This is a genomic window from Bradyrhizobium sp. 1 (genome assembly GCF_023073315.1).
Classification (GTDB): Bacteria; Pseudomonadota; Alphaproteobacteria; order Rhizobiales; family Xanthobacteraceae; genus Bradyrhizobium.
The window spans coordinates 158,981-175,988 of record NZ_JADPJH010000037.1; the positions used below are offsets into that span (position 1 = coordinate 158,981).

Here is a 17,008-nt window from a genome sequence, read left to right on the forward strand (position 1 = left end):
TTGAACTTGCTCCGCAACGGACCACATGAGTGACATGACCCAAATTTCTTCAGGCTCATCACCGGCGTCCACTCCCAAGCCAAAGCGGCCCCGGCCGCAGGTCATGCGGCTGACCGATGCTGCCGCGCAGCGCATCAACGAGCTGACCCAGCGCGCAGACTCCGAGATCGTAGGCCTGCGCGTCGGCGTCAAGAATGGTGGCTGTGCCGGCCAGTCCTACGTTGTCGAATACGCCCACGATGTCCGTCCGACCGACGAGATCGTCGAGGACAAGGGCGTCAAGATCCTGGTCGATCCCAAGGCCGTGCTGTTCCTGCTCGGCACCGAGATGGACTACAAGGCCGACAAGATGCAGGCCCAGTTCGTCTTCAACAACCCCAACCAGATCTCAGCCTGCGGCTGCGGCGAGTCGGTCGAGCTGCGTCCCGCCAAGATCGACGGGTAGTTTTTCACGTCATTGCGAGAAGCGAAGCGACGAAGCAATCCAGAATCCCTCCGCGGAGACACTCTGGATTGCTTCGCTTCGCTCGCAATGACGGCGGTGCTATGAAGGCTGGCATTCTCGCCCGGGGACGCCATTCATGGACCGCGAATTCCTGATCGACCTGTTCGCCGATTTCGGCCCCGTTACCATCCGAAAAATGTTCTCGGGCCACGGCATCTCCGTCGATGGCGTCAACTTTGCGCTGTCTCTGCGTGCCGGCCTGTTCTTCCGCGCCGACGAGGTGACCATCCCGGACTTTGAAGCCGAGGGGTCAAAGCCGTTCCAGTACTCGACCCGCGCCAAGACCGTGCTGGTGAACTCCTACTGGGAGTTGCCGGCGCGCCTGTTCGACGATTCCGCGGAGCTTGCGCAATGGGCGAGGGCCGCACTCGCCGCCGCCCAGCGCGCCAAGGTGAAGACGCGGCCGAAGGCGAAGAAGGCGGTGAAGAAGCAGGCGGTGGCGAAGAAGGCAGTGAAGAAAACGGCGGTGAAGAAACGACCAGCCAAGAAGGCGGTTCGTAGGGTGCGCAAAGCGAAGCGTGCCCACCATTGAGGTCGTTCGTGTAGGAAGATGGTGGGCACGGCGCTTGCGCGCCTTTGCGCACCCTACAAGACTTCAGTCCACGGCCTTGGTCAGGCCAACCCGCATGTCCTTCGCCGTAAAAACGCTGACGCCATCTGCAAGCACCCGACCATCGGCAATTCCGAGCACCAGCTTGCCGCGTCGGACCATGCGCATCGCGACTTCGTAGCGCACGCGCTGCGCGTTTGCTGTGATTTCGCCCGTGCACTCGACTTCGCCGACGCCGATGGCGCGGCCCTTGCCGGGGGAGCCCGACCAGCCGAGCCAGTAGCCGACCATTTGCCACATCGCATCCAGGCCAAGACTGCCCGGCATCATTTCGTCGCCGCGATAGTGGCAACCGAAGAACCAGTGGCCCGGTACAATATCGAGCTCGCCGACAATGTGGCCCTTGCGGAATTCGCCGCCGTCGAGGCTGATCTCGGTGATGCGGTCCATCATGAGCATGGGTGGGGCCGGCAATTGCGCGTTGCCCGGACCGAAATAGCCGCCTTCGCCCGATCTCAACAGCTCGTCTCTGCCGTAAGACGGTTGCGGCGTGTGGAAGTCATGGGGATTGGGCAAGACGACGTTATCTCAGTGATCTGACTGGGGAAGCGGTACGGCCACGGCTCAAGATGTTGGTCGCCCCGGATGATGTCAACCAAGCTGTCTCGCGGGTGGAAAAAGCGGGGGCGCGCGGCTAGTCGGCGTATTCCCGGCTGGGCACGCTGCTTGCTGCCACTTTCTCCAAACTCTCCGTGCTGGTGTTGGCTTGCGGCGCGGGCGCCCGCCGCGGCGCTCTTGCGATCCGGGGGGCATAGCCCAAAGATGCGGAGGAGATCAGGCCGTTTGCGCTCGGCCGTCGTAGCCAAGAGGTCTGGGCTGCTGGAGCGGGCGAGTTGCCTTGTGGCGGGCCCTTGGGCCACTGGATCAGACTGTCAGTGCAGGCCTTGTAGGCGACTGATCCCTTGTCCTTCTCCGCAGGTGGCGGCGTGATGAGACCGCACAGGTGGGTGATGAGGCCGGCCAGTTCGTAGATGAATTTCTCGTCCGGGATGGGTTCGTAGCCCGCGGCTCGGAGCGCTCCCATCTCCGCGACCCATGCATTCATGTTGTCGTTGCCGCGATCGTAGATCGCCCTCAAGTTCTGGACGGTCGCGTCAGTGACACGGAATTTTTCCGGAATCTTGGCCGTCAACTCCTTCGATGCAGCGGGAGAGCTCAACCAGGCCTGAACCTCAAGCTCAACCGTATCGCGGTAGATGCCGCCGATCACCCGCCCGTACTTCAATGCCTCCTGCGCCAGCCCCACGAGCGCGCTGAGCACGTCGAGTGCGGCAACCGGCCCGGTGATACCGCCCACGACAATGTTCAGCAGCTTCTGCGTATCCTCGATCGGGAACGACACCATCGCGAGATCGAACAGGGAGGTCGTGTAATCGACCATCAGGCTGTCGAAGTAGAAGCAAGGATCGATGCTGGCTGAAACTTTTGTTACGGGGTTGACGCCGAAGCCGCAAGCGATGACGTTTTCGACTCTCGCGGTCGCGTCACCTATCCGGATTGCGATCAGGTCACGATCGGGACCATTCTTCGGCGACACCGAGGCGATTCTCGCGAGCGATGCCTGGAGCGCGAATGCGCGAAGCGCGCGCATGCGCTTTGAATCGGCCTTGAACCAATGATCGTCCAGTACCTTGTCGAGATAGCCGCCCCGATTGTGCAGCTCGGCGTCGAAGACCGCACAGCCGCTGTTGAGAAGACACACGAATACCAAGACGATCGAAACAAATCTCTTCATGAAAGCGCCCCGCCCAATATGGGCAAAACAAGGCACGCTAATCTTTCCGGTGCAATCGGTTCTTTCTACAACCTGAATTATCAACAGGTTGTCCAGAGCCTTATCCACATCGCGAGGCTGTAGGACGGTTGCGGCGTGTGGACGTCAAGCGCGTGGCTTGCGGCGTGCATCGCTCGTGCGTCTCGGCCGCGGGGCCCGACCTTGTCGACTGGCCGTCTCGACCGCGGCCGTGCGCTGCACGGCCGTGTCGGTGGGACCAAGGATGCGTCCATCCCGCGCACGTAGCTCGAGCCTGCGCACGGGAAGGCTGGATTTCCTGTCGACCAGCAGCACGTGCGCCTCTTCAGGCGCGAAGAAAAAATCTTCGCCCCACTGCCTGAGCGCTGCCAGAACCAGGAACAGTCCGCGTCCCTTCTCGGTCAGCTCGTATTCCTGATATGGCCCGCCGTCTGTCGCGGGCACCGTGTCCATGATGCCGTGCGCCACGAGGTTGCGCAGTCGGGCCGACAGGATGTTCTTGGCGAGGCCGAGACTCTTCTGAAACTCCCCGAACCGGCGCGAGCCGTCGAAGGCGTCGCGCACGATCAGAAGCGACCACCAGTCGCCGATCGCATCCAGCGGACGCGCGACGCCGCACAGCGAATCCTTATGGCTAATTCTCTTGCCCATCGTGACCGGTCCGCCGCGCGCCGCCGATCGAGCGCGGCCTTCGCATTTATAGTGGTTGCAAACTAAAACCACAAGCGATAATGCGGTTGTCGGTTTCAAACTAAAACCACGCCAAACGAGGAGCCCCATGATCCAGCCTGAAGCTACGTTCGGTGGCAGCTTTGCCTTTGCACCGCATTTCACGGATGCCCCGGCCTTCCGAATGCATTTCGTCGATGAAGGACCGCGTCAGGGCGAAGTCGTCCTGTGCCTGCATGGCGAGCCGACCTGGGGCTATCTGTTCCGTCACATGATCCCGGTCTTGAGCGCGACACATCGGGTCATCGTCCCGGACCATATGGGATTTGGAAAGAGCGAGACGCCGGCCGCTCGCAGCTATTGGCTGCAGGACCATGTCGACAATCTGGAAAAATTCGTCCTGGCGTTGGGTCTGACCGACATCACGCTCGTGATGCATGATTTCGGCGGTCCGGTCGGGATGGGACTCGCCGCACGACATCCGCACCGCATCCGCCGGCTCATCTCGGCCAATGGTCCGACCCCGTTCGGTCAAGCCGATCTGGTCGAGCGCGTCACGGCCAACGCCGCTGTTTCGCCCTGGTTTCGCTGGATTGCCCGGGCCGAAGCGGACGGCCATCTCGAAACGGTGCTCGGTCAGCTCGGCTTCAACATCCTGAGCACGCTGAAGCTGAATGGCTTCGAGAACAACGCGATCATTACCGATGACTGGCTAGCGGCCTACGGCGCGCCCTTCGCCAATCCGGCCGAATGCCTCGGGGCGATCGGCTGGGCGAAAGGTTTTGCGACCGGCGCGCATCGCTTCGAGACGCCCGATGCCGCGGCAGATCGCGCCATCCGCAGCAGGCCGGCACTGGCGATCTGGGGCGAAGAGGACCGTACGCTTCACGCGGCGCATTTTTTGCCGCTCTTCCAATCGATTTTCCCCGACGCGAGCGTCCATCGTCTCGCGGGAGCCGGCCATTATTGCCTCGAGGATGCGCCCGAGGCCGTCAATCATCTGATCGCGGAATTCATCAGCCAGACCTGATGTCGCCGGGAAACCCGGGCCGGGGAGGCCTCGCCCGGGCCCCGGTCTCCCGAGGTTTCAATTCGAAACTGATTCTGCTGGGTGGCGCCGCTCATGCCACCCGGCTGTGCGACTCGATCGCGAATTCCGGATCGGCTTCGCAGATCACGCGATTGCGGCCGTTGCGCTTGGCGGCGTAGAGGCAGGCATCGGCGCGTTCGATCAGCGCGTCGGTGTCGTCGCCCTGCTTGAGCATGGAGACGCCGACGGAAATGGTGACGCGGCCGAGGATCTCGCCGGTGGATTTCTTCTTCAATTCCTTCGCCATCACGGCGCGGCGGATGTGATCGGCCACTGTGAGGGCCTGGCGCAGCGCCGTGTTGGGCAGCACCACCGCGAACTCCTCGCCGCCATACCGCGCGGTGATGTCCTGGCCCTTGATGGTCTGCTTCAGCGAAAGGCCGACGAGCCGCAGCACCTGGTCGCCGGTGAGATGGCCGTAGGAATCGTTGAACGACTTGAAGTGATCGATGTCGAACAGCAGCAGCGACAGCGGTTCGCCCGAGGCGAGCGCACTCTGCACCGTCACGCCGATCATGCGGTCGAAATATTTGCGGTTGCCGAGGCCGGTGAGCGGATCGGTCAGGCTCTCGGCGCGGATCGCTTCCAGGCTCTGCTGGAGGTTGCTGATCTCGTTCTTCGACAGCGTCAGCCGGTCTTCCAGTGCCTTGTTGGTCTCGCGCATCTCGCTGGTCGAACGCAGCAGCGTCTCGACGATCGACTTGATCTGCTCGCGGTTCTTGGCCGATGACAGTTTTTCGGTCGCGCCCGACAGGCTGGCATCGTAGGAGCCGGTCATCCCGAGCGCTTCGCTGAGCACCGTCATGACGTCGTCGATCTCGCCGATGACGCGCGCGCCGACCTTGTCGATGCGGTCGGTGGTCTTGATGTGGGATAGATAGGTCTCGTAGATCTGCTCGAGATCGCCTTCGGTCAGCTTGCCGTGGCGGGCCAGCGTCTCGTTGATGATCTTGTTGAGCGGGGCGTTGTAGCCGGTGGCGTAGACGTACCAGATCTCGTAATTTCGGGGAATTGCAGTCTGTCGAAGCGATCGGATTTGACCGAGCGCGACTTCGGCGAACGCCATCGTGCGTTCGTGTTCGTCGAGAACCTTGACCACAGAACATACCCCACGACGGTCGATGCGCCGTCGACCGCAGCAATGCTTAAATTATGTTCGTAGGCTAACGGACGATCGTGAACGGCCAGTAAATATACGGTGGCCAATGCATCATAAAAAGTGTGAAGCGCCTCGGTTCAACCGAACCAGAGGCGCCTTGTTACGTCCCTTGCGGCGTCAGGCGCCGGCGGGAGAGCGCACGGGGCGGAGCAGGAACGCCGGCAGGTGCGAATGATCGCCGGGCTCGGTGTCGGCCTCGCGCTGGCGGCGCGGCTCGGGACGGCCGATCGACGGCACGTGCGAAGGATCGGCCTTCTGGCGCGAGCCCTGACGCGGCTCGGATGATTGCCTGGCTTCGCGCGGAGGCCTTGCCTCGCGTGCGGGCTTCGCCTCGGGAGCGGGCCGAGATTCGGCTGCAGGCCTCGTTTCAGAAGCGTGTCTCGTTTCAGAAGTGTGCCTTGCCTCGCCACGCGGTTCGCGGGGCTCGTGGCTGCGCTCACGGTCGCGACCGCCGCGTTGCGGCTTGCCCCGTCCTCCGCGCGAACGCTCGCGGCCGCGCTGCTCGCGTGGACGCTCACCGGCATCGCCGGCTTCCGCGTTGACTGCGTAGTCGCCTTCGGCGCGCGGAATGCTCTGGCCGATCAGCTTTTCGATCGCAACCATCGACTTCTGGTCGAGCGGGGTAACGAGCGAGATCGCCATGCCGGACCGGCCTGCGCGACCGGTACGGCCGACACGGTGAACATAGTCGTCGGGATGGTGGGGGACGTCGAAATTGAAGACGTGGCTGACCTCGGGGATGTCGAGGCCACGGGCAGCGACGTCGGAGGCGACCAGCAGTGGCAGCTCGCCCTTGCGGAACTGTTCAAGCGCCGCCGTGCGGGCCGACTGGTCCATATCGCCGTGCAGGGCACCGACGCTGAAGCCGTGCTTTTGCAGCGATTTGTGAACGACGGCGACCTCGCGCTTGCGATTGCAAAAGATGATCGCGTTCTGGAGATCCTTGGCTTCGCGCAACAGGCGGCGAAGCAGCTCGCGCTTCTCATGCGCCTCGCGCCCGGCCGGGACCTGACACTGCGTGACGGTGACGGCGGTGGTGGCGGGTTTGGAAACTTCCACCTTCTGCGGATTGTGCAGGAAGGTCTCGGTGATGCGCCGGATTTCCGGCGGCATGGTCGCGGTGAAGAACAGGGTCTGCCGCGTGAAGGGAACGAGCTTGCAGACGCGCTCGATGTCGGGAATGAAGCCCATGTCCAGCATGCGGTCGGCTTCGTCGATGACGAGCAGCTCGACGCCGGTGAGCAGCAAGCCGCCACGCTCGGTATGGTCGAGCAGCCGGCCGGGAGTTGCGATCAGCACGTCAACGCCGCGCGTCAGCTTGGCGTCCTGGTCACCGAACGAGACACCGCCGATCAGCAGGGCGACGTTGAGTTTCTGGCCCGCGCCGTAGCGGTCGAAGTTTTCCTTCACCTGCGCCGCGAGCTCGCGGGTCGGCTCGAGGATCAACGTCCGCGGCATGCGTGCCCGGGCGCGACCCTTCTCAAGGATGGTGAGCATCGGCAGCACGAAGGCCGCGGTCTTGCCGGTGCCGGTCTGGGCGATACCGAGGACGTCCTTGCGTGCGAGGACGTGGGGGATCGCCTGTTCCTGGATCGGGGTGGGGGTGGTGTAACCGGTGGCCGCCACTGCGGCGAGGACTTTTTCGGAAAGTCCGAGATCTGAAAAGGACATTGAGCCTCTGGTCGAAACCGCCGTTCGGAATCGAGGGTGATTAAGGCTGTCGCGTTCCACCCCGAAACGGCGCGCTCTCAAAGAAGCTGGGGGTGCTGACTCACGCGAACAAAGCGCCAGGCTCAGGAATCGCTCTTCGATCTGAGCCGCGTCGCCACGGAACATAGGCGGGAATCGGCCAAAGTCAATGGAGCAGGCGCGGGAAGGCCCTAAAAACCCTGAGGTTTTGCCCAAATCACGGGCGCGGCTCACGTTTTCCGCCTCGGCCATTGGCGCGGGCGGCCGCCGTCATGGGAGGCCCTAATGCCCTTCGGCACCCTGGGCCCGGAAGTCGCCGGGGGCCATGCCATAGGCGGCGTTGAAGACCCGGTAATAGGTCGCGAGACTCTCGAAGCCGCAGGAGGTCGCGATGTCGGCGATCAGCCGCTCCGGCGCCTCGCGCATCAGGCGACGGCTTTGTTTCAGGCGTTCGTCTGTCACGGTCTGCGAGAAGCTCTTCTCGGCGGCCTCGAACAGCATGTGCAGGTGACGCACGGAGACAGCGAGCAGGTCGGCGACCACCGCCGGCGCAAGGTCCGGGTTCTGGAGGTGGCCTGCGATCAGGCGCCGTGCCTGCGAGAGGCGGGCGGTCCGCAGCGCAGCCAGTCCGAGGCGGCTGCCGGGCCGCACGATGCCGCGCTCGATCAGCGCCAGCTGGCCCAGAGCCTGGACGAGGGAGGTCGCGTCGGCCACCCCGTCATCGTCCGAGGCGGCCTCGCCGAGATCGGCAAAGCAGGCTGCGAGCAGCGGCGCCAGGGTGGGATCGTCGAATGTCCGCGGCATCAGCTCACGGACCCGCTTGTCCTGCGTGGGGAGGGCGCTGACGGGGATCTTCAGGATCCGCAAATGGAAGCCGCCGGCGCCGAGCGGCGTGGTGCGATAGGGCAGGTCGGTATGGCTGGTGGCGAAGCTGCCATTGGCGATCGCGAAGTCGCTGCCGCGCATGCCGCCGAACCAGCCGCCGCTGCCGAGCTGCTGGTAGACGCAAATGCTGTCGCCAGGCGCGTAGGCGATGTCGGAGGTGCTGCGCTCGACCGTGTAATGCGAGGCCTTCAGCTCGACGAGGCCGCCGCCGCCGAGCTGGCGCAGCGAAAATTCGCCGTAGAAGTCCGCGCGCCGTTCGCGCTCGAGTTCGGCCGTGACGCCGAACAGGCCCTTGGACCGGACCTCGCGCCAATAATCGAAGCGGTCATGAGGTTCGACTTCGTCAGTACACCAGCGATACACGGCAGCCCCCCGCTTGCAGCGCAATTGCCCTAGAAAGAGCAGATTCCGGCGGAATCTGCCATAGGCCAGATGATGGAACCGACGGCTGCGAGCGTTGAACCCTCGCTATGGCTGGACCGACTATCATCAACGGCGGAGGGTTCCAATGAACCACTGTTCGAGGGAACCGGCACCAGGCCGATCTGCAACGGGAATTTCGCGATGACGCTTCGGCTTTTTAGAATTCTGGCGGCGCTCGGCCTGGCAACGAGCCTGTGTGGCTTCGCGCTTCCCGCTCATGCCGCAAAGCGCGTCGCGCTCGTGGTCGGCAACAACGATTACAGGAACGTCCCAAAACTGCTCAAGGCCGTCAACGACGCGCGCACCATGGGCGATACGTTGAAGCAGCTCGGCTTCTCGGTGATGGTCGCCGAGAACCAGAGCCGGCAGCAATTTTCCGAGACGCTGCTCGCGTTCGACAGGGCGATCGAGCCCGGCGACACCGCGTTCTTCTTCTATGCCGGCCACGGCTTCGAGATCGCGGGCCAGAACTATCTGCTGCCGACCGACGTGCCGGCTGCGATCGAAGGGCAGGAAGAGCTGGTGCGCGATGCCTCGATCCTCGCCGACCGCATCGTCGAACGTCTTCAGAACAAGAAGGCGCGGACCTCGATCCTGGTGTTCGACGCCTGCCGCAACAATCCGTTCGAACGTTCCGGCACGCGCGCGGTCGCCGGCGGCGGCGGGCTCGCGCCGATGACGCAGCTGCCGGAAGGCGTGTTCTCGGTTTTCTCCGCAGGGCCCCGCCAGACCGCGCTCGATCGCCTCTCCAACGACGATGCCAATCCCAATTCGGTGTTCACGCGCACCTTCGCCAAGGAGCTGCTCCAGCCGGGCGAAAATCTCGTGCAGGTGGCGCAGCGCACCCGCCGTCTCGTCAGCGAGATGGCCGACACCGTCAAGCACAGGCAGGTGCCGGTTTATTTCGACCAGATGGTCGACGACGTCTTCCTCAGCGGCATCGCCAAGGACACGGCCACGGCTGCTGCGCGTCCCGCAGATCCGCCGCCGCAGAAGCTCGCGGCGCTGCCGCCGGTGTCGGTGCCGCGCGTGCCGAAGGAAGAAACCACCAATGCGCCGATCGCCAGCTTCTCGCGGCACAATGGTGGCTGGAGCGTGGTGTTCTCCTTCGCCGATCCGACGATCGGCATTTCCTGGCGCATGGCCGGCAACGGCGATTTCCGCGAAACCGGTTTCATCGATACGCTCGATCCGCGCACGCGCAAGCGGATGCCGAACCCGTCGATCGAATTGCCGCCGGACGCTGTAGCCGGCACCATCGAGGTCCGCTATGTCGACCAGACCGGCGACATGCAGGGGCCGTTCCCGATCAGGTTCGATCCCGAGGCCGCGTTGATCCGCGACCAGCGCAAGATCCTCGACATGACCGCGACGAGCTGGTTGTCATTCCGCGAGTTCAACGGGCTGCTGGTCTACTACACGCACCTCGTGTCCTACCGCTGCGCGATCCGGGAGGTGCGCATCGGCATCGACAGTGCGGTTCCCAACCAGGTGCTGAAGATGCCGGGCTGTGACATGCGCGATCCCAGCGCGATCAGCGCCGGCATGCCGCTCTACATGAAACTCGCCCCGGCTACCCAGTTCGTCTCGGTGGAACTGACCTATCGCGATGGCAGCGTGTCGGAGATCAAGAGTTTCCGCACAATGAACCGCAGCAACAACTGATGTCCGCCATCGTCGGGCGTCTCGCTTTTGCCAAGCTAACGCCCCGTGCTTTCCATGTTGCTGTCGGCTGGCTGCAACATTCCTGCGACATACTTCGTTCTCGGAGGTGATGCATGTCGGATGTAGCTAATCAAGCAAGCCTGAACGCGGACATCGCGACCGGGGAAATCGGCGTCGAGAAGACACCGATCCGCGAGCGTGCCTTTGCCGGCGCCTATCTGACGATTGTCGGCGTCGCAATGATCGGCTGGCTCTATGTCATCACCCGCGCGACGCTCGGCGTCGTCAGCTGGATGATCTCAGGCTGAAGTGCCGCCAGCTAGATTGCTGCCAGCAGTTGGCTGATCTTGATCACCGCGCAGATGATCATACCCCACAGCGCGAAGTTGATCTGCAACGCCTCAGTCATGGCATTCCCCACCTGGTTCCTCTTAGAGACGCGTTCTTTGAGCGACGCGATCTTCTATGGCGATACAACTTTTAATCTCGCCTCTGATTTGAGTCGAATCTTAGGCGAAGCCCGTGGTCTGGAAAATCCCTGTGGCTACATCGCGCGTGCTGCGGGGCCGATGGAACCGGAAGTTCCGCGGCTGCGTCGGATCGGCCGGTTCCCAGTTCCGATAATCCTGGACGCCCCCAGATTCGGACTGCGATCGACCGGAACTGGCGTTAGGATCGTCGGCATGTCCAAGCGACAGGGCGTATTGCAGCGGCAATGACATCCGAACAACGACCGAACGGGACGACAAAGGTCCGCTGCTGCATCGTCGGCGGCGGGCCTGCCGGCATGATGCTCGGCTATCTACTGGGGCGTGCCGGCATCGATGTCGCGGTGTTGGAGAAGCATGCGGATTTCTTCCGCGACTTTCGCGGCGACACCGTGCATCCCTCGACGCTCCAGGTGATGGACGAGCTCGGCCTGATCGAGGGCTTCCTGAAGCTGCCGCATCAGCGCTTGCAGAAGATGGACGGCCTGTTCGGGGGCACGCCGGTGCGAATCGCCGATCTGAGCCGGCTCCACACCAAGTACCCGTTCATCGCCTTCATGCCGCAATGGGATTTTCTGAATTTCCTTCGCGAGGCAGGCCAACGCTTTGCCTCACTCAAGGTGATGATGAACACGGAAGCCGTCGACCTGATCCGCCGCGGCGAAACGATCGCCGGAGTCCGGGCCAAGACGCCGGACGGCATCGTCGACATCGAGGCGGATCTCACCATCGCCTGCGACGGCCGGCATTCGACCGTCCGCGAGCGGGCGGGTCTCGCGGTTGAGGAGATTGGTGCGCCGATGGACGTGCTCTGGTTCCGCGTCGGCCGCAAAGCTGATGAGACCGAGAATTTGTTCGCGCGCGTCGAGCCCGGCAAGATGATGGTCACCTTCGACCGCGGCGACTATTGGCAATGCGCCTATGTCATTGCCAAGGGACAATACGATGCGGTGAAGGCGAGGGGGCTGCAGGCGCTGCGCGACGACGTCGTGCGCATGGCGCCGATCCTTCGATCCGGCATTGCCGACGTGAAGAGCTTTGACGATGCCAAGCTGCTCACCGTCGCGATCAATCGCCTCAAGCGCTGGACGCGGCCGGGCCTGCTTTGCATTGGCGATGCCGCGCATGCGATGTCGCCGGTCGGCGGCGTCGGCGTCAATCTCGCCGTGCAGGATGCGGTCGCGACCGCGAACCTGCTCGCCGACAAGCTTCTGCACGGCTGTCCCTCCGAGGAGGAGCTCGATGCCGTGCGCCGCCGGCGCGAGTTCCCGGTGAAGATGACGCAGGCGATGCAAGTGGTCGTGCAGAACAACATCATCAGCGGCGCCTTGCAGGGCGAAGACCGGCCGCTGAAGGTGCCGCTGGTCGTGCGCCTGATCACCGCGCTGCCTTGGCTCCAGGGCATTCCGGCCCGCCTGCTTGCGCTCGGCGTGCGGCCCGAGCAGGTGCAGTCGAAGGCGGCGCCGGAATCGTGACGCTACAATTCAGTAGGGATAATGCCGCGTTAAATCATGTGCGGTGCGTTGCGCGCGTGCAACAGCGCAAACGGATTCAAGGCGCGCGATCTGCCAATCCGGCGTCTTAACTTTCTTGATTCAAATTTGAGTAAGAACTGCGTGTGAGCGTGCACCCATCAAAGGACACGGGGTGTACCATGCGTAACAAACTGATTGCCGCCTTCGCCTGCACGACCGCTCTGGTTTCGACTGGCGCTGCTTCCGCGGCCGATCTCGGTGCGCGCTACACGAAGGCGCCGGCCTATGCCGAGCCGCTGTTCAACTGGACCGGTTTCTATGTCGGCGGCCATATCGGTGGCGCCTGGACCAACGAGCAGTTCATCAACAACGGGACCGGCGCGCCGTTCGGCGACCTGGTTCCGGGCGAAGGTTTCCGTCAGCGCAAGTCAGGCATCATGGGCGGCGCCCAGATCGGCTACAACTGGCAGGCCAACAACTACGTGTTCGGCATGGAAGGCACCATCTCCGGCCTCGACAACAAGGGCACGGTCGCAAACACCGTGTTCGGCGCCGGTGACGACATATTCACCTGGCGTGCCAATGTGCTCGCGACCGTCGTCGGCCGCGCCGGCTTCGCCGTGCAGAACAATCTGTTCTATATCAAGGGCGGCTACGCTGGCGTGAACAACCGTCTCAACGTCAGCGACACCGTTGCCCCGGCGACGGGCTCGGGCGGTCAGACCCACTGGGCCAACGGCTGGACCGTCGGCGCCGGCTGGGAATACGGCATCACCCGCAACTGGATCGTCGGCCTCGAATACAACTACGCGGCCTTCGGCGGCCAGACCTATCAGCTCGGCGGCACCTCGGGTAACTACACCTTCGATGCCAAGCCGCGTGACATCCAGTGGGCTGTCGTGCGCGCGAGCTACAAGTTCGACGCGCCAGTCATCGCGCGCTACTGAGCAACGAAAGACCAATCGGCAAAAAGACCATCACTGCCAAAATTCAAAAGCCCCGGCTTGGTCCGGGGCTTCTTTTTTGTGCCGCGTGAGAGCGGCTCAGTCCATCGTCCGCAGAGGCTCGATTCCCACGCGCCCAGTCCGAAACTGCAACGGCCTCGGAGGGCGAGCGTGGATGCGTCAGTACTTGGCAACGATCGCCGAGGGACCGAACTTGTAGTTGACCGTCACGCGGGCCATGTCCTCGACAAAGCGCTGACTTGCCGTGATCGTCGTCGCCGTGAAAAAGCCGGTGGTCGAAGTGGCGGTCACAGACGACCGCCCGAGATCGACGTGCAGATACTCGATGCCGACGTTCCATTGGCCAATCGCCTTCGAGACGCCAGCCCCGGCGCTCCAACCAACCTTAGTCTCCGATTGGCTGCCGGCGAAGCCTATGGTCGCCCCAGCGCATCCTACGCCGCCGGGGGTACAGACGAAACCGAGTGTGCTTTTGGCTTCGCCATAAGCAAGACCACCCGTGCCGTAGAACAGCCAGTCGTTGGCTGCAAAGCCGAGCTTGCCGCGGACGGTGCCGAACCAGTTGATTTTCGCCGACAGACTCTCGTCGGCGTTGCAGCAGGTCGAGGCTGGAGTGGAGACGGTCCGGCTGGCCTTGAAATCGGCGGCTTGAATGTCGGCCACAGCGCCGACGACCCAGGTGCCGAACTGCTTGTCGTAACCGATCTGCAGGCCTCCAAATACGCCGGAGGGCTTCAGATTCGGGTAGAGATTACCGCTGGGAAAGCCGGGAAATCCGGTCGTCAAAAAAGCTCCGAGTCCGGACCCGCCATCAATGACCGACATCGCTGGATCGGCGCGTTCGCCCCAACCATAGCCGACATTGCCGCCGACATAGAATCCCGTCCAGTCGTAGACCGCAGCAACCGCAGGTGGCGCTTTGGTGTAGGGGCGGGCCGCCAGATCCGCGGCCTGGGCGCCGGTCAGTCCGAAAATGGTGATAGCTAATGCAGCCAGAAATCTTTTCACTGTGAACATCCTCCCCCTTGCGGCAATACGCGTCGGGCCGACGAAATCTCTGTTGTGGAACCTACGCCGCCTGACCCCTTCCGGCTATGGCGCCACGGACACACCCGAAGAGGGAATGGCCGGGCCGTCCCGGCTCGGCCATTTGTGACAAGGGAATTTGACGCGTCTTTCTCCGAATCAGTTCACGCCATCACCGAGAACCCGCCGTCGACGGGGATCGCGGTGCCGGTGACGAAATTGGACGCGGATGAGGCGAGGAACACCGCGATGCCGGCAAAATCGTCGATGTCACCCCAGCGTCCCGCGGGCGTGCGCGCCAGCACGCGCTCGTGCAATCCCGAGACCTGCTTGCGCGCGCCACGGGTGAGGTCGGTGTCGATCCAGCCCGGCAGGATGGCGTTGACCTGGATGTTGTCGGGCGCCCAGGCATTGGCGCAGGCGCGGGTGTACTGCACGATGCCGCCCTTGCTCGCCGCATAGGCCGTGGCGAAGCTCGCACCGAAGATCGACATCATCGAGCCGATGTTGATCACCTTGCCGTTGCCGGACGCCTTCAGCGCCGGATAGGCCAGCTTCGAGCACAGGAAGGCGCTCGTGAGGTTGGTGTTGATCACCGTGTTCCACTCGTCGAGCTCGAGCTCGTGCGGCGGCTTGCGGATGCTCATCCCGGCATTGTTGATGAGGATGTCGATGCGGCCGAGATCCTTGACGACACGCTCGACCATCGCGGCGATCGCCGCCTTGTCGGTCACGTCTGTGGTGACGGCGATCGCCTTGACGCCGCGCGCTTTGAGATCGGCGACGGCCGCGGCCGATTTGGCTTCGTTGCGTCCGACCACGGCGATATCGGCGCCGGCGTCTGCGAGGCCATGAGCCAGGCCGAGCCCGATGCCGCCATTGCCTCCTGTGACGATCGCGACCTTGCCGCGGAGATCGAACCGGTTGGATGTCATGCTTGTATTCCCTGGTTTCTTCTATTGGTTGCTCTGCCAGATCAGCACCAGCCCGAAGCCTGACATGGCGGCGCCGTAGCCGGCCCATTGCAGCTGGTTGACCATGAAGCTCGATCGCGGCCAGGGGACGGTGCCCGTGCCCTGGCCGATCCAGAGCAGCCCGACGGCGAGAGCAAACAGGCCTGCTACAAGCAGAAATCTGCGCATGCATTCCTCCCCATTGGTCTGCTTCTGTCGCAGCCCACGGCTCGAATGATCGCCGCAGGTCGCGAAAACTTGCGGCTAGACTAGCCGTAGCTGCGGTTCAGATACAATGGCTGGGGATGCAGGACTGGCGGGAGGACTCATGTCCGTGCGCAAGACGACGCGCGGACTTAGAGGCTGCGGTTTGCCAAGTTGAGCGCGAGTAGGTCACAGTTGCTGGTTGGAGCGTAAGCGAAGCCGGTTTGGTGATGCGCGCCGGTCGCAAGATGCAAGCGTCAGCCGTTAAGGCACCGCACAACGAAAAAGCCCCGGACGATGCCGGGGCTTTGACGTCTGAACTTGCGTTCGGATCAGTAGTTTTCAGCTCAGTACTTTGTAGCTCAGTACTTCGCGACGACCGGACCGGTCCAGTTGAAGCGGTAGACCAGCGAGGTGGAGATCGTCTGGTTCCAGCTGTTGGCACGGATGCTGTTGCCGGTCGGAAGGTTGACGCCATCGATCAGCTCGTCCTGCGTCTTGGCGTTGTAGAAGGCCGAACGATACTCGGTCTTCATGAACCAGCCGGGCGAGGAGATGCCGAAGATGTTCAGGCTGTTCTCGACGCCGCCGCCGACGAACCAGCCGTTGCGGTTGTAGCTGCCGAGGTGAGCACCGGCCGGCACGCCAGCCAAGGTCAGGAAGTTGGTCTGGCCGAAGTGAGCGCCAGAGTAACCGCCGTTGACGTAGGAGAGAACGTTCGGGGCGACCAGCCAGCCGAGGCGGACACCAGCGGCCCAGGAGTCTTCCAGCTTCTGATTGCCGGTGATGCCGAAGATCGGATCCTGCACGGTGGCGCGGATGCTGCCGAACTGACCGTCAGCGAACACGCCGGCGACCCAGGTGCTGTTGAACTGCCAGTCGTAGCCGAGACCGACGGTGCCGAACCAGCCCGAGCCACCCTGGCGCTGGGCGATCGTCAGCGGAACCGCGCCGACCGTGGTCTGGACGGACTGGTCGGAGTTCGAGAGGCCGCCGCCGGCGCCACCGAAGATGTAGAAGCCGGTCCAGTTGGCAACCGGAGCAGCCATCGGAGCCTTGACGTAGGGACGGGCTGCGAGGTCGGCCGCCGAGGCCGAACCGGTCATCGCGGCAACCGCGGTCAATGCGAGCAAAATCTTCTTCATGTTAAATCCCCAAGCTTTGGTCGGTCCGGCAGGCGCGAGCGCACTGAAGTCCTAGTGATCTGATGCCCGGACTATAGACGCTTTCCACCGAAATGCTGTTGCAGCGCAGGCACAGTCGCCGGGAAACGCCGTTCGGAGGAGATTTGGGATGCGATCGTGTGAATCGTGAAAACAGACACAAAATCAGTATGTTACAGCGGTCTCTGAGGTCGGCTTCCAGGTAAGGTTTCATTAGCAAATCCGACTTTGTCTGAAACGGAGGCAATCCTGCCTCAGCGTTGGCGCCGGTGAGTCGTTGGCCGAC

At 63.1% G+C, this 17,008-nt stretch carries 17 protein-coding genes; 7 read left to right on the plus strand and 10 right to left on the minus strand.

Annotated features, from left to right (window positions below):
• Window positions 1-34 precede the first annotated feature (34 nt).
• Window positions 35-445, plus strand: coding sequence for an iron-sulfur cluster assembly accessory protein (locus IVB29_RS35065; protein WP_247507989.1), 411 nt, complete (start codon window positions 35-37; stop codon window positions 443-445).
• Between the two features lie 136 nt (window positions 446-581).
• Window positions 582-1,037 carry a TfoX/Sxy family protein gene (locus tag IVB29_RS35070; protein ID WP_247507990.1) on the plus strand — a complete coding sequence of 152 codons (456 nt, stop codon included), beginning with the start codon at window positions 582-584 and terminating at the stop codon, window positions 1,035-1,037.
• A 63-nt stretch (window positions 1,038-1,100) separates the two neighbouring features.
• Here IVB29_RS35070 and fabA read toward each other — a convergent pair whose 3' ends face one another.
• The 3 genes from fabA to IVB29_RS35085 form a co-directional block, all read right to left on the minus strand.
• On the minus strand, window positions 1,101-1,631 hold the full coding sequence (gene fabA, locus IVB29_RS35075) for a bifunctional 3-hydroxydecanoyl-ACP dehydratase/trans-2-decenoyl-ACP isomerase (RefSeq protein ID WP_247507991.1): 531 nt from the start codon (window positions 1,629-1,631) through the stop codon (window positions 1,101-1,103).
• Window positions 1,632-1,749: 118 nt separating this feature from the next.
• Window positions 1,750-2,958, minus strand: a complete 1,209-nt coding sequence (locus tag IVB29_RS35080; protein WP_247507992.1) for a hypothetical protein — start codon at window positions 2,956-2,958, stop codon at window positions 1,750-1,752.
• Window positions 2,959-2,994: 36 nt separating this feature from the next.
• Complete coding sequence (locus tag IVB29_RS35085) at window positions 2,995-3,519, minus strand: helix-turn-helix domain-containing protein (RefSeq protein ID WP_247507993.1); 525 nt, start codon at window positions 3,517-3,519, stop codon at window positions 2,995-2,997.
• Window positions 3,520-3,646: 127 nt separating this feature from the next.
• Here IVB29_RS35085 and IVB29_RS35090 point away from each other — a divergent pair, with 127 nt between their 5' ends.
• Window positions 3,647-4,567, plus strand: a complete 921-nt coding sequence (locus tag IVB29_RS35090; RefSeq protein WP_247507994.1) for an alpha/beta fold hydrolase — start codon at window positions 3,647-3,649, stop codon at window positions 4,565-4,567.
• 91 nt (window positions 4,568-4,658) lie between these two features.
• Here IVB29_RS35090 and IVB29_RS35095 read toward each other — a convergent pair whose 3' ends face one another.
• The 3 genes from IVB29_RS35095 to IVB29_RS35105 all read right to left on the minus strand — a co-directional run bounded on the left by IVB29_RS35095 (window position 4,659) and on the right by IVB29_RS35105 (window position 8,723).
• Window positions 4,659-5,726, minus strand: coding sequence for a GGDEF domain-containing protein (locus IVB29_RS35095; RefSeq protein ID WP_247507995.1), 1,068 nt, complete (start codon window positions 5,724-5,726; stop codon window positions 4,659-4,661).
• Window positions 5,727-5,903: 177 nt separating this feature from the next.
• Complete coding sequence (locus IVB29_RS35100; RefSeq protein WP_247507996.1) at window positions 5,904-7,457, minus strand: DEAD/DEAH box helicase; 1,554 nt, start codon at window positions 7,455-7,457, stop codon at window positions 5,904-5,906.
• 300 nt (window positions 7,458-7,757) lie between these two features.
• On the minus strand, window positions 7,758-8,723 hold the full coding sequence (locus IVB29_RS35105) for an AraC family transcriptional regulator (protein WP_247507997.1): 966 nt from the start codon (window positions 8,721-8,723) through the stop codon (window positions 7,758-7,760).
• A 201-nt stretch (window positions 8,724-8,924) separates the two neighbouring features.
• Between IVB29_RS35105 and IVB29_RS35110 the strand changes: the two genes are divergently transcribed.
• From IVB29_RS35110 to IVB29_RS35125, 4 genes are all read left to right on the plus strand, one after another.
• The gene (locus IVB29_RS35110) at window positions 8,925-10,448 is read left to right on the plus strand and encodes a caspase family protein (protein WP_247507998.1); all 1,524 of its coding nucleotides are present in this window, start codon (window positions 8,925-8,927) and stop codon (window positions 10,446-10,448) included.
• 113 nt (window positions 10,449-10,561) lie between these two features.
• Window positions 10,562-10,756, plus strand: coding sequence for a hypothetical protein (locus tag IVB29_RS35115; RefSeq protein WP_247507999.1), 195 nt, complete (start codon window positions 10,562-10,564; stop codon window positions 10,754-10,756).
• 407 nt (window positions 10,757-11,163) lie between these two features.
• Complete coding sequence (locus IVB29_RS35120) at window positions 11,164-12,411, plus strand: FAD-dependent oxidoreductase (RefSeq protein ID WP_247508000.1); 1,248 nt, start codon at window positions 11,164-11,166, stop codon at window positions 12,409-12,411.
• 179 nt (window positions 12,412-12,590) lie between these two features.
• Entirely contained in the window at window positions 12,591-13,358 is a 768-nt protein-coding gene (locus tag IVB29_RS35125) for an outer membrane beta-barrel protein (RefSeq protein ID WP_247508001.1), read from the plus strand.
• A 177-nt stretch (window positions 13,359-13,535) separates the two neighbouring features.
• On the opposite strand, the gene IVB29_RS35130 is transcribed toward IVB29_RS35125, so the two are convergent.
• The 4 genes from IVB29_RS35130 to IVB29_RS35145 all read right to left on the minus strand — a co-directional run bounded on the left by IVB29_RS35130 (window position 13,536) and on the right by IVB29_RS35145 (window position 16,704).
• Window positions 13,536-14,384: an outer membrane beta-barrel protein gene (locus IVB29_RS35130; RefSeq protein ID WP_247508002.1), complete on the minus strand. Its 849-nt coding sequence runs from the start codon at window positions 14,382-14,384 to the stop codon at window positions 13,536-13,538.
• Window positions 14,385-14,566: 182 nt separating this feature from the next.
• The gene (locus tag IVB29_RS35135; RefSeq protein ID WP_247508003.1) at window positions 14,567-15,337 is read right to left on the minus strand and encodes a glucose 1-dehydrogenase; all 771 of its coding nucleotides are present in this window, start codon (window positions 15,335-15,337) and stop codon (window positions 14,567-14,569) included.
• A gap of 21 nt (window positions 15,338-15,358) precedes the next feature.
• Window positions 15,359-15,544: a hypothetical protein gene (locus tag IVB29_RS35140; RefSeq protein WP_247508004.1), complete on the minus strand. Its 186-nt coding sequence runs from the start codon at window positions 15,542-15,544 to the stop codon at window positions 15,359-15,361.
• Between the two features lie 377 nt (window positions 15,545-15,921).
• The gene (locus tag IVB29_RS35145) at window positions 15,922-16,704 is read right to left on the minus strand and encodes a porin family protein (RefSeq protein WP_247508005.1); all 783 of its coding nucleotides are present in this window, start codon (window positions 16,702-16,704) and stop codon (window positions 15,922-15,924) included.
• Window positions 16,705-17,008: the final 304 nt, after the last annotated feature.

Coding starts and splice junctions, on each gene's coding strand:
- IVB29_RS35065 (WP_247507989.1), top strand. CDS start 35: ATGACCCAAATTTCTTCAGGCTCATCACCGGCGTCCACTCCCAAGCCA.
- IVB29_RS35070 (WP_247507990.1), top strand. CDS start 582: ATGGACCGCGAATTCCTGATCGACCTGTTCGCCGATTTCGGCCCCGTT.
- IVB29_RS35085 (WP_247507993.1), bottom strand. CDS start 3,519: ATGGGCAAGAGAATTAGCCATAAGGATTCGCTGTGCGGCGTCGCGCGT.
- IVB29_RS35090 (WP_247507994.1), top strand. CDS start 3,647: ATGATCCAGCCTGAAGCTACGTTCGGTGGCAGCTTTGCCTTTGCACCG.
- IVB29_RS35100 (WP_247507996.1), bottom strand. CDS start 7,457: ATGTCCTTTTCAGATCTCGGACTTTCCGAAAAAGTCCTCGCCGCAGTG.
- IVB29_RS35110 (WP_247507998.1), top strand. CDS start 8,925: ATGACGCTTCGGCTTTTTAGAATTCTGGCGGCGCTCGGCCTGGCAACG.
- IVB29_RS35115 (WP_247507999.1), top strand. CDS start 10,562: ATGTCGGATGTAGCTAATCAAGCAAGCCTGAACGCGGACATCGCGACC.
- IVB29_RS35120 (WP_247508000.1), top strand. CDS start 11,164: ATGACATCCGAACAACGACCGAACGGGACGACAAAGGTCCGCTGCTGC.
- IVB29_RS35125 (WP_247508001.1), top strand. CDS start 12,591: ATGCGTAACAAACTGATTGCCGCCTTCGCCTGCACGACCGCTCTGGTT.
- IVB29_RS35135 (WP_247508003.1), bottom strand. CDS start 15,337: ATGACATCCAACCGGTTCGATCTCCGCGGCAAGGTCGCGATCGTCACA.
- IVB29_RS35140 (WP_247508004.1), bottom strand. CDS start 15,544: ATGCGCAGATTTCTGCTTGTAGCAGGCCTGTTTGCTCTCGCCGTCGGG.
- IVB29_RS35145 (WP_247508005.1), bottom strand. CDS start 16,704: ATGAAGAAGATTTTGCTCGCATTGACCGCGGTTGCCGCGATGACCGGT.